General features: G+C 47.7%; 23 protein-coding genes and 1 pseudogene. 18 read left to right on the forward strand and 6 right to left on the reverse strand.

Annotation, left to right across the window (positions count from 1 at the left end; genetic code table 11):
• Window positions 1-742: 742 nt before the first annotated feature.
• From B5G02_RS03295 to B5G02_RS03315, 4 genes are all read left to right on the forward strand, one after another.
• Complete coding sequence (locus tag B5G02_RS03295; RefSeq protein ID WP_143758274.1) at window positions 743-982, forward strand: hypothetical protein; 240 nt, start codon at window positions 743-745, stop codon at window positions 980-982.
• A gap of 183 nt (window positions 983-1,165) precedes the next feature.
• Window positions 1,166-2,455, forward strand: coding sequence for an AAA family ATPase (locus B5G02_RS03300; RefSeq protein ID WP_094335178.1), 1,290 nt, complete (start codon window positions 1,166-1,168; stop codon window positions 2,453-2,455).
• 13 nt (window positions 2,456-2,468) lie between these two features.
• Window positions 2,469-3,173, forward strand: a complete 705-nt coding sequence (locus B5G02_RS03305; RefSeq protein ID WP_162609744.1) for an RloB family protein — start codon at window positions 2,469-2,471, stop codon at window positions 3,171-3,173.
• 384 nt (window positions 3,174-3,557) lie between these two features.
• Window positions 3,558-4,229, forward strand: a complete 672-nt coding sequence (locus B5G02_RS03315; RefSeq protein ID WP_241146149.1) for a hypothetical protein — start codon at window positions 3,558-3,560, stop codon at window positions 4,227-4,229.
• Window positions 4,230-4,459: 230 nt separating this feature from the next.
• Here the strand turns inward: B5G02_RS03315 and B5G02_RS03320 are convergent, their stop codons facing one another.
• Window positions 4,460-4,870 (reverse strand): hypothetical protein, encoded by a 411-nt coding sequence (locus B5G02_RS03320; RefSeq protein WP_094335181.1) that lies wholly within the window; start codon window positions 4,868-4,870, stop codon window positions 4,460-4,462.
• A 208-nt stretch (window positions 4,871-5,078) separates the two neighbouring features.
• Complete coding sequence (locus B5G02_RS10035; RefSeq protein WP_143758275.1) at window positions 5,079-5,300, reverse strand: hypothetical protein; 222 nt, start codon at window positions 5,298-5,300, stop codon at window positions 5,079-5,081.
• Window positions 5,301-6,479: 1,179 nt separating this feature from the next.
• Here B5G02_RS10035 and B5G02_RS03325 point away from each other — a divergent pair.
• Complete coding sequence (locus B5G02_RS03325; RefSeq protein WP_162609745.1) at window positions 6,480-7,883, forward strand: AAA family ATPase; 1,404 nt, start codon at window positions 6,480-6,482, stop codon at window positions 7,881-7,883.
• A 4-nt stretch (window positions 7,884-7,887) separates the two neighbouring features.
• Window positions 7,888-8,592 (forward strand): RloB family protein, encoded by a 705-nt coding sequence (locus B5G02_RS03330; protein WP_162609746.1) that lies wholly within the window; start codon window positions 7,888-7,890, stop codon window positions 8,590-8,592.
• A 534-nt stretch (window positions 8,593-9,126) separates the two neighbouring features.
• Here the strand turns inward: B5G02_RS03330 and B5G02_RS10040 are convergent.
• Both B5G02_RS10040 and B5G02_RS03335 read right to left on the reverse strand, forming a co-directional pair.
• On the reverse strand, window positions 9,127-10,494 hold the full coding sequence (locus tag B5G02_RS10040; RefSeq protein ID WP_241146150.1) for a hypothetical protein: 1,368 nt from the start codon (window positions 10,492-10,494) through the stop codon (window positions 9,127-9,129).
• Window positions 10,495-10,615: 121 nt separating this feature from the next.
• Window positions 10,616-10,894, reverse strand: a complete 279-nt coding sequence (locus B5G02_RS03335) for a hypothetical protein (protein WP_094335183.1) — start codon at window positions 10,892-10,894, stop codon at window positions 10,616-10,618.
• A gap of 428 nt (window positions 10,895-11,322) precedes the next feature.
• Here B5G02_RS03335 and B5G02_RS03340 point away from each other — a divergent pair, with 428 nt between their 5' ends.
• Genes B5G02_RS03340 through B5G02_RS10045 form a run of 3 tightly spaced genes read left to right on the forward strand, consistent with a single transcriptional unit; the run spans window position 11,323 to window position 14,343 of the window.
• Window positions 11,323-11,742: a hypothetical protein gene (locus B5G02_RS03340; RefSeq protein WP_094335184.1), complete on the forward strand. Its 420-nt coding sequence runs from the start codon at window positions 11,323-11,325 to the stop codon at window positions 11,740-11,742.
• A gap of 22 nt (window positions 11,743-11,764) precedes the next feature.
• Complete coding sequence (locus tag B5G02_RS03345) at window positions 11,765-12,787, forward strand: Panacea domain-containing protein (protein WP_094335185.1); 1,023 nt, start codon at window positions 11,765-11,767, stop codon at window positions 12,785-12,787.
• A gap of 56 nt (window positions 12,788-12,843) precedes the next feature.
• Window positions 12,844-14,343, forward strand: coding sequence for a hypothetical protein (locus B5G02_RS10045; RefSeq protein ID WP_143758277.1), 1,500 nt, complete (start codon window positions 12,844-12,846; stop codon window positions 14,341-14,343).
• A gap of 177 nt (window positions 14,344-14,520) precedes the next feature.
• Here B5G02_RS10045 and B5G02_RS03350 read toward each other — a convergent pair whose 3' ends face one another.
• The gene (locus tag B5G02_RS03350; RefSeq protein WP_162609747.1) at window positions 14,521-14,718 is read right to left on the reverse strand and encodes an IS3 family transposase; all 198 of its coding nucleotides are present in this window, start codon (window positions 14,716-14,718) and stop codon (window positions 14,521-14,523) included.
• A gap of 50 nt (window positions 14,719-14,768) precedes the next feature.
• Between B5G02_RS03350 and B5G02_RS03355 the strand changes: the two genes are divergently transcribed.
• A complete protein-coding gene (locus B5G02_RS03355) occupies window positions 14,769-14,987 on the forward strand; it encodes an ATP-binding protein (protein WP_428843241.1) in 219 nt (72 codons plus the stop codon).
• Window positions 14,988-15,079: 92 nt separating this feature from the next.
• Window positions 15,080-15,301: pseudogene (locus tag B5G02_RS10245) on the forward strand (transposase); the annotation flags it as partial.
• 236 nt (window positions 15,302-15,537) lie between these two features.
• On the opposite strand, the gene B5G02_RS03365 reads toward B5G02_RS10245, so the two are convergent.
• Window positions 15,538-16,602: a glycosyltransferase family 2 protein gene (locus B5G02_RS03365; RefSeq protein WP_094335188.1), complete on the reverse strand. Its 1,065-nt coding sequence runs from the start codon at window positions 16,600-16,602 to the stop codon at window positions 15,538-15,540.
• Window positions 16,603-16,873: 271 nt separating this feature from the next.
• On the opposite strand from B5G02_RS03365, the gene B5G02_RS03370 reads away from it, so the two are divergent.
• The 7 genes from B5G02_RS03370 (at window position 16,874) to B5G02_RS03400 (ending at window position 25,838) form a co-directional block, all read left to right on the forward strand.
• On the forward strand, window positions 16,874-18,502 hold the full coding sequence (locus B5G02_RS03370) for a glycoside hydrolase family 25 protein (protein ID WP_143758278.1): 1,629 nt from the start codon (window positions 16,874-16,876) through the stop codon (window positions 18,500-18,502).
• Between the two features lie 117 nt (window positions 18,503-18,619).
• The gene (locus B5G02_RS10050) at window positions 18,620-20,200 is read left to right on the forward strand and encodes a lipopolysaccharide biosynthesis protein (RefSeq protein WP_143758279.1); all 1,581 of its coding nucleotides are present in this window, start codon (window positions 18,620-18,622) and stop codon (window positions 20,198-20,200) included.
• Complete coding sequence (locus B5G02_RS03380; RefSeq protein WP_094335191.1) at window positions 20,197-21,198, forward strand: glycosyltransferase family A protein; 1,002 nt, start codon at window positions 20,197-20,199, stop codon at window positions 21,196-21,198. Before B5G02_RS10050 ends, B5G02_RS03380 begins: the two co-directional genes overlap by 4 nt.
• Before the next feature lie 39 nt (window positions 21,199-21,237).
• Window positions 21,238-22,443, forward strand: a complete 1,206-nt coding sequence (locus B5G02_RS03385) for a Coenzyme F420 hydrogenase/dehydrogenase, beta subunit C-terminal domain (RefSeq protein WP_094335192.1) — start codon at window positions 21,238-21,240, stop codon at window positions 22,441-22,443.
• A gap of 79 nt (window positions 22,444-22,522) precedes the next feature.
• Entirely contained in the window at window positions 22,523-23,593 is a 1,071-nt protein-coding gene (locus tag B5G02_RS03390; protein ID WP_094335193.1) for a glycosyltransferase family 2 protein, read from the forward strand.
• Window positions 23,571-24,764, forward strand: coding sequence for a polysaccharide pyruvyl transferase family protein (locus B5G02_RS03395; protein WP_094335194.1), 1,194 nt, complete (start codon window positions 23,571-23,573; stop codon window positions 24,762-24,764). The genes B5G02_RS03390 and B5G02_RS03395 overlap by 23 nt, the downstream gene beginning before the upstream one ends.
• Window positions 24,765-24,926: 162 nt before the next feature.
• Window positions 24,927-25,838 carry a glycosyltransferase family 2 protein gene (locus B5G02_RS03400; RefSeq protein ID WP_162609748.1) on the forward strand — a complete coding sequence of 304 codons (912 nt, stop codon included), beginning with the start codon at window positions 24,927-24,929 and terminating at the stop codon, window positions 25,836-25,838.
• Window positions 25,839-25,844: the final 6 nt, after the last annotated feature.

The raw sequence follows: 25,844 nt of genomic DNA on the forward strand, positions 1-25,844 counted from the left end.
GACCCGCTCAGCGGCTTCGACACGGGCACGCCCTCGGGCTGGATGGCCACCAACGCCCTCATGGCCGCCTCCGACCCGCGCTTCTCCGCCGGCTTCTGGGAGGCCGTGGACGCCCGCGGCGGGCTCAGGCGGGGGTAGGGGCGCGGCGCGCCTTACCGAACATAGCACGGAACACTGCGTTGAGGTGCCAGGTTTCCTGGACATAACCTGGACAGTAATGACATCTTGTCCAGAACAGTTTCCAGATAGCGACGAGGTACTGAAGTGCGGTGCGCTTGATGGGGTGCACTTGGGTGGCGAAGGCGTAAACGTTGAGTTCAAGTGCTACGGTGCTCGGCAGGGTGTATTCGGTCATGCCCTATTGAATGGCTCGGTCGCATCGTTTTCTGTGCGTTTTACGCGCCTGCCCTTACTGCATGGGGGCGTGACTCGTGCGTCAAAATCGTCGCAGAGTTGGATGTGTCTGCCGTGGTGCAAGATCCTGTCGATGACGGCGACTGTCATCTGGCCGCTGCTGAATACCGCTTTCAACCCAGGATAAGACACACGCGGCGATGGCTCTCGATGCTATGGTGGCAAGATGCGAGATTCCCGGAATTTCTTCCAGCTTGCGATGTGGGTAGCGTGCTTGTCAAGGCAAGGTGTAGGGGTTCTCTTGACAAGTTTCTGATGGACGCCAGCGGGGCGCGCTTCGCGTTTCGCGACGAATTCGACTGCGCGTCCTTTGGTGTGATTGGCTCGCTTGACCACAATCGATTCTTACGAAGGGGCATTGTGTTTCCGTGAACGTAAAGCTCAGGTGGTAGGCGAGATTTTCAAGGACAACCAGTTCGACATTGCAATCTTTGGATACGTAGTCTGCCATGAGAGGCTCGTGAAACTCGGCGACCTCGGTTACCGGATCGAAGAGTCGCTCGCGGTCGGTAAGGTGGGGCCTGGCGATATGCTTGCGTTGAAATCTGAAAAAGATGGCATTGCATAATTCGAAAGAAGGACCGCTCATTTTCGAAAGGGAAGATTGACCAAACATAGAAGCCTCAATGAGTTTAAACCTAGAACACGTGCAGTATAAGATTAAATTCTGTAGAATATCTACAGAATTTAATCTTATACTCAATATACTATTCATTGAATCTGGTCATTCTTATTCGAAGGGTTGGCTGCTATGATTCTTAATTTCTCGTTCAAAAACTTTCAAAGCTTTGCAGAAGTTCAGCAGTTTTCGATGGAACGAGAGAAACGCGATATTAGCGATAATCAGGCGTGGATTCGACCAGATATTTCTGCCGTGACCGCCATTTATGGACCTAATGCATCGGGAAAGTCAACTTTTCTTGAGGCTTTTAATTTCGTTTCCCGTTTTGTGAGGCTTAGCGACAGGGAAGGTGACGCGTTCAGCGCGATAAGCCATTTTGAGCCTTTTCTTCTAGATGAACAGCTCTGTCATCAGCCCACTGATTTTCTTATTGAGTTCATTGTGCCAGAAGGGGAAAAATATGTTTACTCATTTACTCTAACGTCAGATGAGATTTTGGAAGAGGAACTCATTGCATATTTCTCAAATCAGCCTACAAAGCTTTTTTCCAGATTTAGCGTAGATGGTGACCAGCACATAGAATTCGGCTCCTCGCTCAAAGGGCCAAAAAGGCTGCTATGGGATATTACCAGGCGTAACGCCCTTTTTCTCTCAGTCGCGGGGTCACGTGGTAAAAATGAAAAGCTCAGTAACGCATATAGATTTCTAACAAGGGACATCGTTGTCCCCGCTTTAACCAGGCGTACCGGATTATTCCGTCTTTACAATCAAAACCAAAATGTCAATCAATCGAACATTGCTGAGTTTCTTAGACATGCAGATTTCGGCATTGAGGGTTTCGAAGTTCAAACACGGCTTGTTGAAAATGAGAGCCTTCACTTCGTGGAATCAGGTGATGTTCCGCATCCCGACCCTGGCGCGCATCGCGAGAGGAAAGAAGTATACTTCCTGCATAAAGGTCCGAAAGGAAATGTCAAGCTTTCCTCGAATCAGGAATCAGAGGGCACGTTGATGGCCCTTTCGTTCTATGCTGAAGCACTAGGTTGTCTCGAGCGTGGTAGGACCATGTTGATAGACGAGCTTGACATGAGCCTACACCCTACTCTGGTGAGAGAGTTTGTCGCTCTCTTTGCAAATCCAGAAACAAATCCGAATCAGGCGCAGCTAATCTTTACCACTCACGACGTTTCGCTTATTTCCGTCTCTCAAGGACCTATGCGTGTCCTTGATCGCGATCAAGTTTGGTTTTGTGAAAAAGATGATTTTGGTAGAACGGAACTCATTCCTGCAACGGATTACAGTCCGCGCCGTGAGGAGAACCTTGGCAGAAACTATCTGAATGGGGTATATGGCGCTCTTCCACGTCCTTCTTTTCAGAGCTTAACGTCTAATCTTGTTAAGAAAGATTATGCAGAATGAGAGGGGCGGGGCAATGGGCAGGCAGATGAAAAAACTTAGCAAGGGGCGACCTCACAAAAAGCGTTTGCGAAACAAAAGAGTACTCATTGCTTGCAACGCAGAAATCACAGAGCCTCACTATTTTTCTATGTTAAGCGAAAGCCCAGAGTTTTCACATTGCAGTATGACTATTGATACCAAGCAGAAGCGTAGAGACCCGCTTACGCTTGTTCGAGCAGTCAAAACATATCTAGATATTGATGCAAAAGATGCGAAGAAGGAGGGTTTCGAGCCGTATTATCGAGTGTGGGCGGTTGCGGATACGGATGACCATACTGTTAAGCTTGACGAGGCTCAAAGAGAGATAAAGGCTAGCAAAGCAACACTGATACTCAGTAATCCGTGTTTTGAGGTCTGGCTATTAGACCATGTGTGCGTCTGCCCAAGTTCATGTGCCGAAACCAAGGCGTGTGAGAGGCTTGCTTGCCAAAAGGGTCTTGTCATCCCAACGGGCAGCAATAGGAAAGCTTCCCGTTCGCGTCAAAAAGAGATTAGCTTAACAATGATAGAAGGAAAGCTGCATACAGCGCTAAAAAATGCGGAGTTTCACAATACGGAAGAGAAGGGCCTAATCCGAAAAAGTAATCCAGGAAATACTGGTGGGTATGCCGTATGGACGGATATTCCTAAGCTGGTAAAAGAGCTACTGCTGATTAATGGTGATAGTGGAATCGGTTAGGTGAGAGAGGTAAATGCTGAACGTTTCCAGCTATAGAATCTGCCCGAGCAAGCTGACACGAGTGGCATTACATCGAATTCGGGTGCGAGCTTTCCCATTTTAGGTCGTCCAACACCGCCCTGACCAGGATGTTCTCGGTCATGGCGGCCTCGTAGGCAGCCCTCTCCTCGGCGTTCGCGGTGGGCCCATCCCTGTTCGTCTCCTTGTAGACAATTCTACCTGCCCGGCGCTCGTGCGGGACGCGGCTCGCGGCCGACCTCGACACTGCCATCACGAAGGTTTCGACCAGTGTGTTGCCCCCCCCCTCACACATACGGGAGCAACCTCGTCAGGGCATACAGCGAGCTCGTCGGCTTCTGTGAGAAGTGGCTGCCGGACTCCTTCGTGCTCGACGGGGGGCAGCGCAAGAGCGCGCGCGATGTCATCGCCCGCGAGCTCGTGTGCAACTGTCTCATCCATCGGGAGTTCGTCAGCCCGCACATCGCCCGCATCACCATCGATGGGGAGGGCATCCGCACGAGCAACGCGAGCCGCGCGCTCTTCGCCGGTCCCGTGACGCTCGAGAGCCTCGACCCCACGCCCAAGAACCCCATCATCGCTAACTTCTTCACCCAGATGGGACGTTCTGAGGAGCTGGGGAGCGGGACGAGGAACCTCTACAAGTTCTCGAGGCTCTACACGGGAAAGGATCCCGTCTTGAAGGACGGTGACCAGTTCACCGCGTTCGTGCCGGCACCGTCTGTTATGGGGAGTGCAACGGATGGTGAAGGCGACCGAGGTGTTGCAGGGGGCGCGAAGGGAAGCGGGGCTGCTCGCGGATTCGGAAAGAACCGTACCCGTACGGAGGTCGAGCGCGTGGTCGATGACCTCATTGCTTGCTATGACTCTTTCCCCGCCTCGGCTGTTAGCGAGCGGGTTACGAGTGTAGGCGAGAGGACAGTGAGGCGCTACCTTGCCGACATGGTGGGGGAAGGCAAGCTCATTTGTGTCCCGCGTGGTAGGTCGACGATGTATCGGGTTGGCGATCCTTCCGACAGCTCCAATGCTGATTGCTGAGTTCGGCCTTGTTGGAGACGCCTGCTAAATCTCTGTACCGAACATATGCTCCTTGCGCTATCTGAGGGCTTCCTTCAGCATGGGCAGTCGGCTTGAAGTCGCTCTGTTTCATGCTCCAGGCTCCTTTCCCATGTGTCGCTCACAGCCCCGAAGCGCTTTACTGATGAACTTACCGGGCAAGCCGCCGAGCCGCAAGGCACCATTCAGTGCATCAAGTTTTATAAGACGGTTTAGGAGACGAAGCGTTCCAAGCAGAGCCTTCGTTCTTTATTGGAAAGCTCTTCTTTTTCGTTCGTAGTATACGGCTCGGTTCTCGTAATGCCTTTCGCAGCATTATACTTTTCATAGAAGCCATCGCCGGAATACTTCTTGTTTTTATAGGTCACTATGGAAGGCAGCAGGGGATAGCCCTGCGCCGAGCATGCATCGGCGATGTGCCCCAACGGTTTGCCGAGTGCACGCCAGTGAATCCTGAGCCCCTTTCCATGGCTGGAGACCTGGACTTTCTCCTCTGCACTATCATGGATATAATGCGCGAACTCTCCGTAGCTGATGGGTTCCCCCTTCCGCTCCCTGAGCACATTCACAAGGTGCTGAGCGATCAATTGCTCATCATCGGATAAACTGTTGAACACAAGCATAAGAGCCTCCGTTTCTAGTTTGATTACCAAACTGCTACGTAACTAATATAGGTGCGACGCCGTGCGCTTATCGATGTGGCTCCTTCAGGGGGTGGGTTCTTTTTGGCTGGATTATGACTGGTGTTCTATTCGGTCACACTTTTGTCCTATAAGCCAACAATCCTCCTGGACCAGAAAAGAAGTCTAGGAGGATTGTGCCGAAACGCTCTTAGAAGCGTGACCAATCGAAAGACGTTACGATTGCATTACCGCAAAACGGACAGATATTTCGTCCGGCTTTGACATGAACCGTGTTATCGCAGTGTGGACAGGCGATATTGACGCCTGCTTGCGGAAGTTGGCGCTTTACGGAGCGTTTCATATCGCGCTCGATGTCTCGCATGAAGCGTTTCATGTCGGACTTTTTTGTGATGTCGTATTTTCGTGTCATGGGTACTCCCTTCAGGATGCTTATTAATAAGAACGAACGTTCGTCTCTTGAATCATATCAGAGTCGAAAAACAGAAACGCTATATATGCTATTAATCTGCAAACGGTAACACAATATATAGTATTTAGATGGGTTGTTTATTATGAGACTTACAAGTGGAGGGCACCTTGATAAGGGGTTTTTATCATTATCGCTAGCGTCATATATTGGGATCAGTCTAGTAATGAACGACGAGGAATGCCGTTCATATCCTCTAGGGATAAAGGATGGCTTTCAAGGCACTTAAAGCTTATGCAGCTTGCGATCATATCTTGAACGTTTTTGACGGTGCACTAAAGAAAAAAGTAAGGCCAGACGACACGAGCTCCACGGCACCTTCGACGAACGTATCCTCGTTTAGGTTGAGCATATTCAACGCTCGCGATATGACGCTTGCGAGCCCGCGCCGGCTCTTTAAGCATAGCGTACCTGAGTTTCTCATGTTCAAAGGGTTTATGTTATGCGTCACGGGAGGCTCTTAGGCGTCGTCTGCATACTACTGCACTCTGTCTGCTCCTGAGCGTTCTACTGGTGTTCACGCTTATCTCATACATATTCATTTGGGTGAACGAGCCCAGCGTACTGAAGGCGTGTCCATCATTGAGGATGCTCCGATTGGAGCGAGTGGGGGAGTGAGCCGAGCTAGGCCTGAGGTGGTGAGGCTCCGGTTTGGATCGGCAAAACCTATTTGGACGATTCTGGGAAGGTCAGTTCGCAATTCCTGAACTCGACGGGCTTATGTGGTTTTACGTAGAGCGCAGCCTGAAGTCGTCGTGCCGATGCACGTAGTCTGACAGCTTGGTCTGGAGGTTGTGAAGGTCTCTCTCACGACTCTTCTCATTGGACGTTACGACGGGCTCGGATGTAGCCTTTCTCCAGTCCAATCGAAACTAGGCAACTCGAATCATTCCGGGGCGAGTGGTGTCCCCGTTCTATCTAAATGCTATTCCGCTGTCGGCGTGTGCGGGAGATTGTACGTTTCTTTGATTGATCAAATGGATGCTCGAGGGTTTTCCGGAAAATAGGTGCACGTGACATTTGGCGCAGAGCCTCTTCCTGTAATGCATCGATTTCATGTTGAATCGATTTTTTCGATTCAATGAGGTAGACTGTCAATTGTCTTCGAGGCAAGGAGGATACATGCTTATCAAGCTTTCTTGCAAGAATTTTCGCTCTATCGGATCTGAGCCCATAGCGCTCGACATGATTGCCTCTACAAAAATCAAAATGCACGAGAATCATATGCGTCCTCTTGGTAACAACGCATATGCTCTACGCAATGCTGCAATTTATGGTGGAAATGCCGCCGGCAAGAGCAATATCATCCGCATTCTTTCTCTCATGCAAGCTGCAGTTATGAATGGCTTTATTCCTCAGATGGCCTCTCAGGAATTTTGCCGGGCTGGATCTGGATTTGAAAATCATGAATCGGTCTTTGAGCTTCAGTTTGAAAAAGATGGGCAAGTTTTTGATTACGGTTTTAGTTGCATATTGAATAAACTCAGTGTCCAATCCGAATGGCTCTATGATTTGGGTGATGCGCCTCGGTTGCTGTTTGAGCGTTTTGCAAACGGATCTGTTTCACTTGGGGACGATTTAGGCGCTGGCTATAATGAGCAAGAAGAGACACGTCTTAGCATCTACACTTCAGATTTCACAGGCCAGGCAAAACAAAACCCTTCGCTCCTGTTTCTCAGCGCCATTGGGCGTGGTAAGTCTTTTGAGTCCGGCACCCGATTGGAGAGCTTTGCCCGAGCGTTCAACTGGTTTGCCGAGAATCTCCTCATTTTGGTGGCAGGACAGCCCTCTCCCACATCAGACTTTTATCGTGATGATACAACGCTTGACCAGGTAGCCGAAGTACTCGCCTCCTTCGATACCGGTGTTTCCGCACTAGCCAAGCGGTTCATCAGTCTTGACGAACTTAACAAGCGCCTTGACCCCAGCCTACTCGCGATGATTCGCAATCTTATGACGCAAAGCACGCAAAATAACTTAAAAAACAGCTATCTCATTACCGCTCGAACTGGTAAAGAGTTTGTGGGCATAGAGTCAAGTGGAGGTTCTGAACCGCAGGCTTCCCTCCTTGAAATCCAGCACAGCGGATCCAGGTCGCTTTTTGATTTTGGGGACGAATCGGACGGAACGCAGCGCCTTTTTGATTTCATGGATATCCTTTTCTCAAAAAAGGCTGATGCCACCTTTGTGGTCGACGAGATTGATCGCAGTCTCCATCCTATGCTGACGCAGCAGCTTATTGATCTTTTTAATAAATCTCATGTCAACGATACCTGTCAGCTTGTGTTCACAACGCACGAGAGCGCGATTATGTCGTTTGACTACCTGCGTAAAGACGAAATTTGGTTTATTGATAGAAATGAGATCGGGACTTCGCATCTTTATTCTCTTGACGATTTTGCCCAAGTTGGAAAGGTGCGGACCGATTCGCGTATCGACAAGCAATATTTGGAGGGTCGATACGGCGGCGTGCCATGCTTGTCTTCTGTCCGCGCGCTCGCAGCACTTAATCAGAAAGAGGCGTGACGGTATGCCACCTTTGATTGCGCTAGATACTTGGAACGAGCGGACGCCTCGTCCCGAGCGCAGCCCAAAGGCGATTTGTTTTATTATCGCAGAGGGTGCGAATAGCGAACTCTGGTATTTTACGGAGCTTGCGTTGCATTTGGCAAAGCAAAATATTCCCGAGCTCATCGAGTTAAAGCCGATTGAGCGAACAGATGATGATCAGAACAAGTCCCACCCTCATGCCTTGCTCGAACAAGCTGAGAGCATTCGGGAAGGCAAATTCGGTTTCAATAAAGATACCGACCGAATCGTTGCTGTTTTCGACGTTGATATCTACAAGGGAAACAACGATCAGTATCAAAAAGATTTGCAATCGTTTTCCGGCATGGCTGAAGTGGCCGTGACCAATCCAAGTTTCGAGTTATACCTTCTGCTTCATAAAGAGGATGCATATAAAACGTATATCGAACCGTATAGGGAAAAAATCTTAAAGAACGCCTACGTAGAAGGAACTCACAGAAGATTTATCAGCAGACACGCCAACGACGTGCTTGGCATAAACGTAAAGTCGAATAAGCGTGTCGCGGGGTTTGCCCACCGCTTTGGGTGCGCTATTAAAGAGGAGCGTCATCTAAACCAAGATCCAGCGACAGCCATGGGTCGGCTTACGAGCAATATAGGAAAAGTCATTAAGGAAGTTATAGAAGTGGGAAGAATCCAGCGATAGGTTGTTCGAACTCCGGCAGAGCACCCTGCTCTGTTTCAGCGCGATGTTCTTTGCGCATGCCGTGTGAGCTTTTGCAATGATTGACAATCTGTCTAGGTAATTAAACCAACTGTGCCCAGCTGTCAGCTGGGCACAGTCTGCTGAGCGCGGTCTGTCGACCGTCTTGTTGCAAGTTTATCATGGAGTCCAGTTGCCCTGCTGCCGAAGACTGATAGGTCGCGAAAAGTGACGTAGGGTTATTTCCTGGAGACACAGTCTCGACTGGTATCCTTTACAGCTCTGCTGATGGGCTCGTGCAGATCATATTTCAGGGATTCCTCATTTAACGTTACGATTGGCTTGGGCGCGGCCTGCCTCCAGCATGCTTCTTGTCTCGGAAACTCGGATTATGCCGCGCAAGGCCCTCCTTCCTATCCGGACGCTATTTCGTCGTTAGAGTGCACAAGAACTAGTACGCTATCCGCTTGAGTACTGTACAACTCTCTGCGTAATTTGTCGGCTGGACTGCATTCAAATTGAGAGGACGTGACTCGTTTACGCATAGCATTGCGAGATTCTCCATCGTGCCGCATTGAGAAAGCTTGAGTTTTCAAACTGGTCGATAACCTCTTTTGGAAGTCCCAAACGTTTCATAAGGATGATATAGGCAATAACTATCTGCGCGTTGTAGTGATTAATTTGTAAGTGGGGATCTGCCGAGCCGTTCTTTCCGTGTGCCCCATTGGTTCTGAGAGCATGTTGCTCCTCTTTAAATCGTTTCCAATTCGGGATGAGCCTGCTGCTCCAAGGAAGACTTTCTTCGTATGCCTCATTGAGCAGCTGGCTATATGAGGGCTTTTGAAGTAATCCGAGCAAACCGTTAACTCGATCTTTTATCTGCTCGTCCGCTGCGTTAATCATTGGCTTTATAAGTTGAGCGAAAGTCTCCTTGTCGTAGATATCTGCTCGATCCGCCCTCATGAGCGCTTCAAGCATTGTTGTCGCCGATAGAAGTTTTAGATCAATTGGCATGTTCCATGCACCCAGCAGGGACGTTAGCATATTTGCTGCATGGTGTTTATCGCCGCTGAGTTGAAACCAATTATCTGCTAATGCTGCCAATCCATATGAGCCCAGCGAAGAAAAGGCTAGCGGCGGTAAATTGAGTAGTCTTGGCTGCTCGATTGTGTTAGCAGAGCTTCGGTAGACGTTAACCCACTGTTCGTCATGGCGATATTGGATCTGCGCGCGGGAAATCGCTGGGTAAAAGCCAAAGCAAAACGCAAACAAAGACCGTATCCGCCATATAGAACCTTGCCAGATTTCTTCAAGAGGCATGCCGCTTGAGTAATTGATATTAACTTGGCAATGCGATTTAGCGGTTGTTTTGCCTGGGGAAAAGTTTGAGTTATCGAAATCAAGCAGTATTTGAGCGCGCATTATTGGGGACTCGAAAAGCTTAACCGCTGCACCCCTGTTGTCATGATACGTCCCATCACCCATTAATTCAAAGCGGTTAAACCTCATCCAGTCGTTAAGCCGTTGAACTTCAAATCGTACAGAGGTCACGGGCGCTTCTGGCTCGAACCGATTGTGAGCAGCTAGGACGATTGGAGCGGAAAGCATTTCGCTGGATTTTGAAGAGAGGGAGATGCTGGATTTAATGGATAGTGCATCGCAGAGCACGAGATGAGTTCCGTCGTCGGATCTGCCAAAAAGATAGTTATAGTGAGCTCCGCTAAGACCGTGTGGGCTTGATCCTGTTGCGCTGAGCGAACGAGAGATGCTCAAATTACCGGAAGGTATCTCAAGGCAGGCGCCATCAGTCGTTGAAAAGCGGCAAGTCCCTCTACACCTGAACGTCTTTTCTTCAAGTGCGTGCCAACTTATATCCCATTGGCCGTCCCATTCCGTCGTTTGCATTGCATTCCTAAAAAGAGAGTTCTGGTCACGTGCCGGTTCGGATTTCCGTAGAACAATGATACTGTCTCAGAGTCCCTCTTTACCCCGTCAGAGCGTAGACAACGCGCAATACTTGCCGCTCCTAGCGTCTTGTGCGCCGCCCCTGCACCACCGCAACAGCCCTTCCAAACACCGCCTGCGTCGCCCGCACCACGGTGGTATCCACAACCGAGGCAACTGCAAGCGCCAGCGCCCACGCGCCAACGACCATGACAATCCACCACATAAGGCGCAGGGGAGCGGCAAGCGCGGCAACGCCGCCGCCGAGCACCATGTCGTAGATGAAAGGCGCTACCAGGGCGATGGTCGTGTACTGCAGCAGGTAGATCGCAAACGACCTGCGACCCGTCCACTCGAACACCTTCTGCAGCCGTGGACTTCGAACCTCGATTTTTCGAAGATGAGCAGTACCGCGATGGACACATCGGAAAGCTACCAGCGCGATCGCGTCGAGATCGAACGGCTAGCGTATAAAACTTGAAAGAAAAAATGTGTGCTCTTTCCTGAAAGCAAGATTTGATCAAACACAAACTGGGTGAGGATTCGCTCGGTATCGGGGATCTCGGCTTCGAGGAGTTTGGAGCGAACATTATGGAGGATTTCGTCGGGAAGGTGGCGTAGAGCTTTTATATGAGAGTCGTGGGACAAGCAAAACGATTATTATCGTCATACGCCATGTTTATGTCGTTCTAATCAATGATGTGGCGAGAGTGTTCCCGTAGAAAATCGATATAGTGTTGAATATTTTGTACTAATAGTACAAAATATGTTTAAGAGAAAGGAGAGCTGGTGTCAGATGAGCGTGTTTTTGACTTGTCTCACATTAATAAACCTTACGAAGAAGTCTCCAAATATCTGAAGAAGATTAAGCGACATGCATCTCAAGGGGATTTCAAGATTTCTGAGCGCGAGGACAAGAATCTTCCGTTTATGCGGGTCTACAACTTGGCAGGTAATAAAAAGAAATGTGCCGAAATGATCTGCAGCCTTGATCCTACGGATTATGTCCATACGGTATCCAGCAGAATGAAGGGGAATGAAGGACAGGAGCTATTCGTCTTTTGTCGCAAGCACGCTCTATACAAACTTATGGCTAATTCTGCAGACGAAATATGGGTTTACTACAAGTTTGACGTTGTCAGCGATTCGTTCACCGTTGTAGTGTCGTTTCACGAGGCTGAGCACGAACCAGAGTTTCCTTTCCAGTAGATATAGATTGGGGGAGAGGGTTATGGACGAGAAATGCATGGCCAAGGCATATTGCGAGCAGTGTCGAGACTTCGTTGATGTTGAAATCGTTGCAGCTGAAGAAATAACCATGCTCGATGGGGTGCCGTATGCCTATCCGGTGCATTACGGCGTTTGCAGGCATTGTGGCGGTAAAGCAACCCCAGATGAAATACTCCAAGAGAATCAGAGGGCGTTCATTGATGCGGTGAGGGCTCATAACGGGATAGTATCTCAGCGCGTGATCGCTAACATCCCGAAGCGCTATTGCATTGGGAAGAGGCCTCTTTCAAAGGTACTTGGCTGGGGAGAGCAGACGTATTCGCGGTTCCTCGACGGAGATGTTCCTAGCAGGTATTATTCCGACATAATTGAGCGCATTGGAAGGAGCCCCTTGGCGTATCTTCTTGTGTTGCATAGCAATAAAGAGGCGTTGAGCAAGGTGGCATTTGAGAAGAGCAAGCGGGCATCTCTTCAGTTCTTGATGTCGGCTGGGAGTATGATTGAACGAGTTGCCGCATATATCTTGGCAAGAACGGGCAGCGCTTCTCCATTGGCACTGCAGAAAGAACTCTATTACGTTGATGGCGTAGCTAATGCATTCTTAGGATGCCCGCTTTTTTTCGAAAGATGCGAGGCGTGGGTTCGCGGCCCTGTTTACCCGCAGCTTTGGAAAGATCTCGATCTTAGAAATGTGCGTGAAGAGTCGTTATTTGGCGAGGAGGTCGCTCAGGAAATCGAGGATACATTCTCTGAAAGCGAGCTGGTAATTCTACGTGCCATCGTAACTCACGTGGCGTGTTATAGCCCATTTGTGCTGCAAAATATCACGCATAAAGAATCTCCTTGGCTCGATGCCCGGGCAGGTATTTCCAATGACGAGGCTTCAGATGCCGAGATAACTGAGGATGCAATCAAGAATTACTTTAGCAAGATTAAAGCGGATTACGATATGCAGCAACCATCTGACATTGGGAAGTATATGCAGGCAATGGTGGTAAGGCTGCAGGAAGAGTCAAAGCTTTAGTCTATCTGACAGCGTTCTGTGCGAGGGTGCTTTCTTCTCTTTTCTGGAGGATGAGAATGGGCGCGTTATTAAGTAGCTTGCCAGCTCCGCTCGGTAAAGAAATTGAGTTCTTTTTAGTTTCCGAGTTTTCATTTGATCAAGTTGGACTTGGGGATATCCTTGTTAATCTCCTTTTTGCTGTGCTTGCATTTCTTTTAGTGCGAAAAATCGGACCATATGCAATAGATCGTTATTATCTCGAGCCTTATCGCAATGTCTCCAGAGGCTCTGCGATGGCTAATGTTCTCTATAGGATTATTGCTCCAGTTATCGTTTTAGAAGTGCTTCACCTTGCTTTATCTGTGTCGTTATACTTTGTGTTTGAAAGAATAATGGCAGTAGATTTGCGCTGGATATCTGTTGCGGTTTATTGGGTGATTCTGTTTGGAATAAAAATAACTAAGAGACTGTTTCTTGCCCCAAAGGGTCTTCTATTAGAGGCGCTTGCATCGCTTACCCTTTTCATGTTGTTCGATTCTACGGTGATTAGTCGCATTCCGCTCGAAGGACTTACCGTTTTTGACGGCACGAATATCGGTTTCCAAATGTTGATCTCCATCGGGTTTATGCTCGTTTATTGGATTACATCATTAATTGTCGGCTCTACTGGGTTTGGCGAAGATCCCTCTGCCGTTCTGAAGGAGCGGCTCGAAAAAACGCTCTATAGCTATCTTAGACAATTTAGGCATGTAATAAAGAGTTGTAAAAATGGGGAGCGTTTTGAATCTGATTACTTATTAAGGGCGATTGTTTTATCGGTTATGTACATCGAGGATCAAAACAGACCGAAGCCTGTGAGGCAAATCGAAAACATGCTTTCGCGTGTTGGGTTAAGCAAAACCACCGGAATCATGCAATGTAAGATGGAGAATAATGCAAGTCATGCTAAGCGATGCTACACCGATGAAGAAAGCATACAGGTGGCTGTTCCGAAGCTAATTACTCTTTGGGAGAGATTCATCTATGCTGCGGCAATGAACGGCGACGGCGATTCTACCGGCAGGACAATTTGGTTTACATCCAACTGGTATTCTTTTGATGCAAAATGGTTTGAAGTTGCTTTAAAAAGCCACTTTTCTCTTTTATACGGGGAGTATCGAGGGTCTAAGGTCCTGGATTGTGATTCGGTGTTTGCACAGATACTTGATTTTGTAAAGAACGAAAGAAATCAGATGACCCCATCTAGGATAGCTGTTTCTTCTGATCTGTTTGAGAAAAGCGTCCAAACCTATTCCGATGCGGTGATGACTGTGAATGGAGGCAGTTTAGGCTTCTACGGTGATTACGAGCTAGAGCCGGGGCATGGCGTATATTGGTCCCTGACTTTTAACGAGAGTACTATGGACGAGTTAAATCGCATCGTTAAGGCCTTAAGAAAGACTAATGCGACAACGATTGATTCGATAAGAATTGAGAATAATGTGTATTGTAAAGTCGAATATAGTGGTCGTTCGTTGCAGAACTTGGATCTTAGAGCTGCCTGGTATAAATATGAGAAACCAAAAGCGCGGAAATAGGTGAGCGCAGAACAATAGGCGTTACGTTGTTCAAGGAAGACACTACAGGAAAACACGTTTCCTTGAGCTGGATTAACGATTTGTATCATTTGGCGAGTCGCGTCCCGAAAAGTGGTGTACTGCCGTTCCCCTGAAGTTACTGCCTCACCCAATATCTGAATCTGCCTCCGATTTCGTTTACGCCTCTATGCTGCCCTCAGGGTAGCGCTCTCCATAAGTCCGGCATCGAACTCCTTTGAGGCCGAGGTTGTCGAGCGCCGAGTGGATCCGCACCTTGTTGTAGAAGCACTCAACGTACTCGAAGATCTCCAGGGCTGCCTGTTCGTGCGCCTTGAACATGCGGAGCTGCACGCACTCGGCCTTGATGAGGAGCATCAGCGACTCCATCGCGGCATTGCGTGTTTGGGCATGTACCTCTCTCGGAAATGATCACGGAAAACCAGGTCATATTCGACTCTTACGAGAGGAGGAGCATCGTGTTCACCACGAACGTGGAGTTCAGCCGGTGGGGCACGGTCTTCGCGGACGACAAGCTCGCCGCCGCGATCGTGGACCGCGTCGTCCACCACGGCAGGCTCGTCGAGTTCGGAGGCCCCAGCCACCGGCTCGAGGAGTCGCTCATGCTCGGCAAGTCAGGAAGCTAGGGGCGTGCCGGCGCCGGAAACCGAAAAACTTGCGTGCTGAAACCCGAAAGAAGGGCGCGCTCTTTTCCGAAAGTGAGACTTGACTAAACACAACCCTGGCCTACACGCGCTTCCCGTGCGAGGACTGGCGGCGCATATGCGCCGGCGACGCCATCGAGTGGCTCGACCGCAAGATGCGCAGACGCACGCGCGTGATCGGAACCTTCCCCGACGGGAAAAGCGCACTCATGCTCGTCGCCGCGAGGCTCAAGTACGTCGCCGAGGGCGAGTGGGGCTTCCGCCGCTACCTGGACGTGACCCTGCTGGACGAGTGACCCTTCAGGAGGACGGGCCTATAGGGCTGTCGGAAAGTGCGCAGGAATCTTGGCGGCATCGATGCCGTTAGCCACGCGCTTACGTGGCGATTGTGGCAGAACTTCAGCTAACCGAGGGGGCTTGGCATCGCGGATCATCGGGGCACGGGCGTAGGTCTTGCGATACAACTATTGTCTCTCGCCCTGCGAATTCAAGATAGGGGGGAGGGAGCTGTATCGTTCGGCCCAAACCGCTTTTACCACTTGATGTCAATTCCAAGCTTGTTAATCATAAAGCGATAGCAAGTTAATGCGATTGGCATGAGATGCATCTTGTAGATCAGTTTGCCAAAGTACATATTTCTGAATGGGCCCCCATAGCGAACTGCATTCGAAAAAGAGATATCTTTCGAAGTATTCCAACGAGGGAAGTTCTTATCTAGGAATAGCTTATTTTGCCTGAGTGCATCTTTCATGTTTGCATTCTTGTCGCAGGATATGCGAAACATTAGAGATATGCCTAAATGGAGGAACGCGGCGCTGTCCAGGAAGGACATAAGCTTGGTGGATACTCGGCGATCTTGATAGTGCTCGCGAACTTTTTTCATCGCTTCATAGGTAGAAGCTATTTTTGATTCATCAATGGTAGTCATGATGGAATCGCTACGGATCAGGTAATAAACAAGCGCCTCTGGAACGAATGAGACATGAGCAACATCGGGGTAAACGAGCAGGTGCATCATCATGTCGTCAAAAATCTTCGGAGGATTTTCGAAATCATACATGCTTTTAAGAAGGCTTGCCTTAAATAGTTTATTCCAAGGAGCACCGTTGAGCTGGAGAAGCAACTCGGGATGTTCCTTTACCGAAAATGACTCACGATGTTCCGTCATCTCTTCAGTTAAGATTTCCCCACTCTCTACATCCACGCGATAAAAGCCGCAAACAGTTAAATCGGAATTATTCGACTTTGCAGCTTTATATAAGGATTCACAGAATGTGGGGGCGACATAGTCATCGCTATCGACAAAGCCGATGTATTCTCCGCGTGCTATCGCAATGGCATCCTGACGCCCGCGCCAAACCCCTTCGTTTTGCTTGTCAATAACAACCATTTTAGAGGGATTCTTTTCTTCATAGGCACGAAGAATATCTATGCAGCGATCGGGCGATCCGTCATTGATGCAGATAATTTCAATGTTCTCCAAGGTCTGGGCTACAAGTGAATCAAGGCATCTCGGAAGGTACTGCTCAACTTTGTAACAGGGAACAATTACGCTAACTAGCTTTTTTTCGCTCGAGGGTTCTTTTCCTTGATGCATCGATTAATCCTAACGTGTCCCAAGTTGTTTTATTAGAAGGTAAACCATGACATTCTACCAATGTTTTTTACATCTTAGGATCGTTCATATGTGATTGACGGACGTTGCCGAAAATTTGATGAGTTTGATGGTCTTCATTTTAGCTTTTCACGGCTGCTAGAATGTCAATGATTGAATCGAAGTATCGTTAAGCTTTTCCTGCCTTGGAGGAACTGTGTTTCACGGACATGGATCTCGAGCCTGCCGTCTAATTGTGTCAGCGCTTTGCTGCGTGCTTGTATTCGGCGCTCTATTTCAGCCATTTTCGATTTACGCTTCCATTGCTCTTCAGGAAGAAAACACCCAGAAATTCGAAGAATCAGACGCGGTTGAGTCAAAATCGGATTCACAAGCAGGTGATTCTGCCGAAGTATCTGGAAATTCTTATGAATCTGAAATCTCCGGCGCGCAGAGCCAGCCGAGTCAATCCGTCCGCGCCACGGAAGAGGATGCTCAACCCGCTTCTGGTGGTAACGGTGAATCGGCCCAGTTGACTGACGCGGCGGTTAGCGACATGAACAATGAGACTGGGCTTGATGATAAGCGTGAAGATAAGGCAAACTCTTGGCGCTATAAAGATGGTCAGAGAATTGATGTTTCTTCTGAGGGTAATGGCATCTCAACTTTTTCGATGAGTTTTTTGCCCGAAGGAGCGTCTGCTCAGGGTATTGATGTTAGTTCATGGCAGGGAGTCATTGACTGGCAGAAAGTCAAGGATGCGGGTATCGATTTTGCGATTATCCGTCTAGGCTGGTGGGTCGACGGAAAGGATGCTTATCTCGAGCGTAACGTTGCGGAATGCGAGCGCCTTGGGATTCCGTGGGGAGCCTACCTATATTCTTACTGCTCCAATCCTTCGCAGGCATCTGCTGAGGCGGATCATGCCCTTGATTTGCTTGGCGAATTGAAAGCAAAGGGCTATACACCTGATCTCCCAGTTTATTTCGACATGGAAGATAACGCTCTCCTTAACGGTAATCGTGACTTTGCTGGGATGGCTACGCAGTTTTGCAGCAAGATTGAAGCCGCGGGTTACATGGCAGGTGTTTACGCAAACTTAAATTGGTGGAACAACAATCTAACTTCCAGTGTTTTCGATAGTTGGAATCGTTGGGTTGCCCAGTATTACAGCGCTTGCACATATGAAGGAACATATAGTGCATGGCAGTATACGTCCAGAGGAAGTGTCCCAGGCATTTCTGGCAATGTGGATTTGAACTGGTGGTATGGGGATTTCCCGGGCTATAGTCTGGATTACTACAGTTCCGTTTTTGATCCTGATTACTATTTAGACAATAATCCTGATGTAAAGATGGCGTGCGGAAATAACCCATACGCGGCTTTGCGTCATTTCATCAACTACGGTATGTCTGAGGGCCGCAGGAGCTCCCCGGACTTCGATATCGCGAGCTACTACAACGCCAACCGCGACCTGCGCCAGGCATTCGGCATGGACCTGCCCCGGTACTACGAGCACTACGTCGAGTTCGGGTCGGATGAGGGGCGCCCCTGCTCGGGCGCGCCCGAGATCACGCGCTACGTGACGGCGCGGGGCGGCGTCGACTGGTCCCCCGTCTACGACGGCGCCTACTACCGCGAGAGGAACGCGGACGTGGAGGCCGCCTACACCGAGGACTTCGGCTCGGTCGAGCTCCTCGACGACTCCGGCATGCTCGCCCACTTCGTTACCTATGGTATGGGAGAGGGGCGTTCCGCCGCATTAGATTTCAATGTCGATTTTTATCGGAGTCGCTATCCGGATCTTCAGAAGGCGTTTGGCTCTTCACTTCGAGACTACTACATTCATTATGTTGAGTATGGCCGGTTTGAAGGCCGTATTGGGAACGATTGGGCGAGCTAAATCTGATAGGTGTTTGGGTGCGATTTTATCTGCGGCCATACCCCTTGTGAGGATGGCGGCGTGTTATCGGCTTTCCTATTGAGCGCGCTGGAACACAGCTAGCGGCTTGGAGGCGCTTTGAACGAACATACGGAAAACAACGCTGGAAGTACAGAGACTTCTAGAACTGTTTTTGCAGCTAAAAACTCTTTTTATGGATTGATAGGCAAAGCGGCGGGTTTGATAGTCTCATTCGTTTCCAGGACCATTTTTATCTACGCGCTTGGGCAATACTATTTGGGCGTAAATGGTCTTTATACGGACATACTGAACATGCTTTCTTTTGCAGAGCTTGGCTTTGGCTCTGCAATGACGTTCGCGTTGTATGGTCCAGTTGCTCGGAATGAAGAAAGGAGAGTAGGGGAGCTTCTTAGCTTTTATAAAAAAACATATCGAATAATCGCTCTTGTAATTACGGTTCTCGGCATAGGACTGGTTCCATTTCTTCAATACATTATTCGCGGAGCAGATTCTCTTTCACTATTTGAGCTGAGGCTATACTTTTTAATTTTTCTGGCAAATACGGTTGTTACCTATTTTGTTTCATACAAATATGGCCTCTTGAATGCTATGCAGAGAACATATCTTCAAACGAATCTGGAAACCTTGACCACTGTCACGTCTGCCGCAATTCAGATCGTAGCGTTGCTGCTCACGTCTAGCTTCCTGGTATATCTGCTCTCGAATACTATCACCCTTATCATTTCAAGAGTTTTGATTGCGAGATATTTAAATCGCAAGTATCCACTGCTTACTCGATATCCAAACGCATCTTTACCTCGTGCGGAGAGGAAAAAAATCATTCACGAAGTTCAGGGGCTTGCGGTGCACCAGTTTGCGTCAGTTGCAGTCTATGCAACTGATAGCATCATTATTTCTGCAATCCCCACTCTCGGTATTGCTGTAGTCGGCGCAGTGAGTAACTATAATATGATTATTAATGCCATTTCAGGTATTGTGATCGTTGTACTAAATGGCGCTGTTGCCGGCTTTGGGAACCTGGCGATTTCCTCATCTAAAAAACGATTCTTAGATGTGTTTAAGGAAGCGAATTTTATTGACTTTTGGATTTACGGGGTGTGCACGGTCTCGCTGTTTGTTCTTCTGCCCCCATTCATTGAATTATGGATTGGTGAAAACTATCTAATTGATCGCGCGAGCTTCCTGTTAATCTTGGTCAATTTTTATCTTCAGGGACAGAGCACTATTTACAATAATGCGAGAATTGCAAAAGGCAATTTTAATATGGATAAAAACTGGGCTTTAGCCCAAGCACTTACCAACCTTGTTGTGTCAACGATCTGCGCTCTGCATTTTGGGTTAGTCGGAGTTTATATGGGCACGGTCGCCTCAAGGCTGGTTCTCTTTATATCGCGTCCTTGTGTAACATACAGATTTCTTTTCGATGAGGGGCCGATTCGCTACTTTATTACCTCGGCGAAGTATTTCATTGCTGTGTCGATCGCGGCGGGTCTTTGTTTTTATAGCTGCGAGATTGTAATAGGCATGCTGTCTTTAACGTGGCTTAGCTTTATGCTGGCTATCGCAATATGCGTCATTGAGGCTAACCTGTTTTTCTACATTGTTTTTTCTAAGAATCAAGAATTCTCAGAGTTCAAGATTCGACTTCAACGCTTGATTGGCAGGGTTAAACGATGAGTGGGCAACAATCTCTGGTTAGCATTATTACCACTTGCTATAACGGAAGCCAATTCTTGCAGCGATATTTCGAATGCATTTTGGGGCAGTCTTACGATAATATCCAGCTTATTTTCGTTGATGATGGTTCCAAGGATTCCACCTTTGAGATTGCGACATCATATCAAGCAGTTATAGAAGAGCGTGGATATTCCTTCGTTTTGCTGCGTCAGGATAATTCCGGTCAAGCTGTTGCAATCAACAGAGCGCTTCCCTATGTAAAGGGGGAGTTTATCAGTTGGATTGATAGCGATGACATTATGTATTCAGATTGCGTCGAACGCAAGGTAATGGCGCTAAGGGAAAATGAAGACGCGGACTATGTTTTCGCGCAAGTCAATGTTGTCAATGAAGATGACCTTAATACCGTTGTTGGCATTTTCAAGAGAGAACAGATCGACAACCCGTGGCTCTTTGATTCTCTGCTATCTGAGCGTGATGGATATTGCTGCAATATTGCATACCTGGCTCGCACCAAAAAGCTGCTTGATGTGTTGCCGCCTCAAGGAATTTATGAAAGCAGGGCTGGGCAAAATTGGCAACTTTTACTTCCTCTTGCGTATTATTCCAAATGCTGTTTCATAGATAAGCCGTTAGCATCGTATGTTATAAGCAAAAACAGTCACTCACATAGAATTGTTTCGGCAGAACAAATGCTCAAAAGGACATACGAACTTGAGGATGTATTACGTCATGTGATTTCGAGCATGGACTTGAGTGGTCAAGAGAGATCCCGTATTGATTTAGAAATTGAAAGGAAATATATCCCGCAGCGTCTCAAGCTTGCGATTGAGACAAAAAATGATGAATTATTTGAAGATACAAAGTTGAAATTAAAAGCAATGAAAGAAGCATCCCCGTATAGCTTGGGTTTGATTGCCGCACATAAACTTCGCTGTGGCAATCTTGCGATAAAGATAGCGGACGCTCTCTATCAATTGAAACAGCGCTTTTTATAAGAATGGCCATATTGGCAATACAAGAGGATGTGCTAATACGTGAAAGATTTCGTACGTTTGACAACAATAGGTGATAAATGCTGCGGATGCGGTGCTTGTGCTGCCAAGTGCCCGAAAAAGTGCATAGCAATGGAAGAGGACGATTATGGTTTTAGGCGGCCGAAAATCGACTCCAATAAATGCATAGAATGCGGTATCTGCGACGCAACTTGTCCAGTTTTAAATGATGGCCGCAAGGATGGCGATCTGCATGCATTTTGGGCAAAAGCAAAAGAAGCCAGAGTGCTTGACAGCTCATCGTCAGGCGGTATCTTTGGCTTGCTTGCTGCTGAAACGCTGAACCATGGTGGGATGGTTGTGGGTGCCGCATGGGACTCCGGGTGCAGGAATCTTCGCCATGTTTGCATCGATAGCATAGAAAACCTTGATTTAATTATGCGCTCAAAGTACGTTCAAAGCATCATCGATCCTGAAGTATTTATGGCTGTTGAGGAGGGAATTAACGAGGGAAAACCCGTTCTGTTCTCTGGCACTGCATGCCAAGTTTCCGCCATCAGGTCCTTCTTAGGGAAAAAGGCGAAATCAGATCTCTTTACCTCAATAGATGTAATTTGCCATGGGGTTCCCTCGCCCAAGCTTTGGCGCCGCTGGGCGGATTACATTGAGACTTCTGAGCAGGGAAGTATTGTCGACGTTAATTTTAGAAGTAAAACAACTGGATGGCAGTTTTACTCTGTTTTATATAGTCTGCGTAGCAGCAATGACGTTTCCCGCTCCTGTATTTCAACTCCCTTTTCTAGCGATTGGTATATGCGAGCATTCCTGCAGAACGCTTCACTGCGGCCGTCCTGCTTTTCGTGTCCATCGAAGCGCGCTTGCGGCAGCGATATAACTTTAGGTGATTATTGGGGAATACAGGTCGTTCATCCTGAGGTGGAGAGCGCAAACGGCGTATCTGCAGTTATCGTTAATTCTGAGAAAGGCCAAGAGGCAATTAGGTTAATTCTCGACAAGGTCGATCATGGTAATAGCACTTTTGCTGAAATCGCAGAAAATAACCCGGCACTAGTCGGTTCCGTACAGCCTTATCAAAGCTACCATGAATTTCAGGAAGCCATCATGAATGAAGAACCTATTGTCCGCATGACTGCAACATATGGGTTTAGGGACTCGCTTCTCAAGCGCCTGATAAAGGGGCTTACTGCTGTTGCTGGATATGCGCTTAATCTTATTCGCCGAGGTTAGCAAAGTTTTGGTCAACCGCTGCTGAATAGCTACAACTATCCGGCGTGAAGGCAGCTAAATCTTTTTAGGAGAGCGTTAAATGGTTTGCGAGCAGTTGAAGGTGCCTTTTAAGGCCGATTCGATGAGGCAGCCACTTTTTTCAATTAATATTCCGATGTATAACTGCGAGGAATTTATTCTTGAAGCCCTGAAATCTATCGAACAACAAACGTTTCGAGACTGGGAGATAGTTTTAGTTGACGATGGGTCTACCGATGGGACTTTGGAGACGTGTTTACGGCAGAAGATTATTCCCTCTGAGAAGATAAAGATCATAGCAAGTTGCCATGCGGGGCAGTACGCAACCCGACGTAAGCTTATCGAAAACAGCTTGGGTGCCTACATCATTTCTCTTGATGCGGATGATATGCTTATCGATTCGGATTCTCTAGAGAAGATAGCTGCTGCGATTAGCAATCATGGCTGCGACGTGGTCCTGTTCAATGCGACTCGTTCATTGGATGAGATTAATAAAATAGTTGATTACGGTATTCTTGATGCTGATCAAGACGGAATAATAACTTCCGCTGAAGTCTTGTCGGTTATGAGTTCAAGCTATGAGCTTAACAACATTTGCTTTAAAGCTTATAGAAGAACATTATGGGACAGCGGCGAGAACGAAAGGGAGATTAACAATACTGAGGACAGGCTTCAGTGTGCTCAAATTCTCTCCAAGGCAGACACATGCGCTTTAATCGATGAGCCGTTTTATTATTACCGCCCTAATCCAAGCTCTGTAACAAATAAGCCCATTCCATTTAAATTTCTTCAGGATTTGATTTATGTTGAGGAATCTTTGAACTCTATCCTCAGTAAAATCTCCTATGACAAGGAGAAACGGTCGGCGTTTCTTTGCCAAATTGTAATAGGTTTGCTTGGGCTAATGAGGAAAGCATATCCGGATAGAGCATCAAGGATTGTGCTATATAGAAATACGATTGATGAGCTATCAAAATCCGATCTATTTTCCAACATTGCCCCTTCGATAGTTCGCGGTGGTGCCCCCATACACGTGATTGCGTATAGATTATTGATTTCTAACAGGCTTGGACTTTTAGATAATCTAGCTTCGGCAAAGGAAAAGATATATGGCTTCAGTAACAATCGTTAACAGTCGTCACCGCTTGCAGCAAGAGTTTAATTCAAGTGGTGAGCAGAGGGATAAAGTCGGAATAGTTACCTTAGACGGTAATTTTAATTACGGCAATAGACTTCAGCTTTATGCCGTTTATAGGATATATAAATCGCTTGGTTTCGATCCGGAATATCTCTCCGTTTCGAACCTGACGCCTCATACGCTAGTTGATTCGATGGCTAGGGTCGTTCTCAATAACAAAGTGGATGACCCGCAGTCTTTGAGCTCGCGAGATAGGCTCACGGCATTTAGCCGTTTCAATAGCATGGTGAAAACAAGACACTTTAACCGAATTAATGATATCCCTCAAAATGAGTACAAGTGGTTTTCCGTTGGAAGCGACCAAGTTTGGAATCCAGGCATGGTTCGGAACCGAAGCAATATGCCGATTCCAATTAGGCCATTGCTTCTTCATAGAGATGCGAAATGGGCGAAGCATATCATAAATTGGTATTTTCTCGGCTTCTGCGAGAGAGATAAGCGGTTGGCGCTGGCTCCGAGCATCGGGATTGATCATCTTGATGATGTTCAAGAATCGCTCGTAAAAGACGGTATTGCAAAATTCGATACTATTTCGATTCGTGAGGAAGCCGGGGCGAATATTATTGAACGCTTGTGTGGCAAACGGCCACCGGTAATTTGCGACCCAACCCTTATGGTAACCCCCGATGATTGGCGAGCTGTTGCAGATGACACGCTTACCCCAACCACGCCCTACATATTTACTTATTTACTAGGTGGAATTGGTTGCGAAGCCAAGGAGGCATTATCAGACATTCACTGTAGGAGTGGGGTCGAGAATGTCATCCACTTGTCCGATAGGCAGAAACCCGACGAGCCTGATGCCGGCCCGTCGGAGTTTATCTCTCTTATTGATAATGCGTCCCACGTTGTGACGGATTCTTTTCACGCGGCAGTATTTGCTTCGATGTTGAGGACACCGCTGACGATTGTTCATCGAGAGGGAGGCGCTGCCATGTTTTCACGTTTGGAATCCCTGACTAAGCGCCTTGGCATTGAGCATACAGTATTTGGATCCTCTGGCTACGACTATTCTCGCGCTGGGGACTATCAGCAAGTTCCAGATGCCATTACTAGCATGCGGAAGGAGTTTTCTGATTACTTGCGAATTGCGTTACGAGCATAGGCGATAAATAACTTTTCGCTGCTGAGGCTAATTGTTTTTAGAATTGCCCAGTCATAGTTAATGGAGCCAAGAGATATCTATGTAATGGCTGAGTCTTTTGATTGGATGACTTGCCCTAACGTGTGGAGAACGAAAGTGCATTCAAATTATATCGAAATACTTATGGCAACTTACAATGGTGAGAAATACATTGCCGATCAATTAGCCTCGATTCGGTCACAGACTATTGAAGACTGGCGCTTATTGATTTCGGATGACTGCTCAACAGATAAGACTGTTGAAATTGTGTCCCAGTTTGCGAAGGATGATCCCCGTATCAGCATTATCTCAAGAGGGGAGCGTTTCGGCGGGGCTGTTCCCAATTTCTACAACCTTATTCATCGATCAAATGCCTCGTACATCATGTGTTGTGACCAGGATGATGTTTGGAATAACAATAAAATAGAAGTGACGCTTCGCGAAATGAGTAGCCTTGAGAGGCGCTATGGCTGTAACGTGCCCATTTTGGTTTCTACTGATGTTGAGGTTGTTGACGAGCAGCTGAGAAGCCTCGAGCGATCCATGCTTGAATCGGAAAAGCTGTCATGCAAGTCATATCTTCCGCATTCCTTGGTTGAAAATAATGTAATCGGATGTACGTTAATGGCAAATCGCGCCCTTGTTAACCTTGCAAAGCGTCAGATACCGTTCGAATGCATCGTAATGCACGACTGGTGGTTAAATCTTATCGCGCAGGCTTGTGGACATAGCTCAATACTGCCTGTCCAGACGATGAAGTATAGGCAGCATGGGAACAATGTCGCTGGTGCCAGTTACTCGCCAATAGATGCGTTTAGGAAATTCGATTTTGATCGTTCTCGCAAAGATTGGAACAGGATTGTCTGTCAAGCGCGTCTGTTGCTCGATAGGTACGCCAACGAATTGGATAGCAAAGCCTATGATATGGTTGATTCCTTTATCTCTCTGTACGAAAAAAAGAGTTTCATAAATCTGTATCGTCTATTAAAACACGGATACAGATGCTATGCTCCGTTGCGCCTAGCAAGTCAGATTGGGATGTTCTTTTTAAGATAGTGCTTT

Origin of the sequence: [Collinsella] massiliensis, assembly GCF_002161605.1 — a bacterium.
Lineage (GTDB): Bacteria > Actinomycetota > Coriobacteriia > Coriobacteriales > Coriobacteriaceae > Enorma.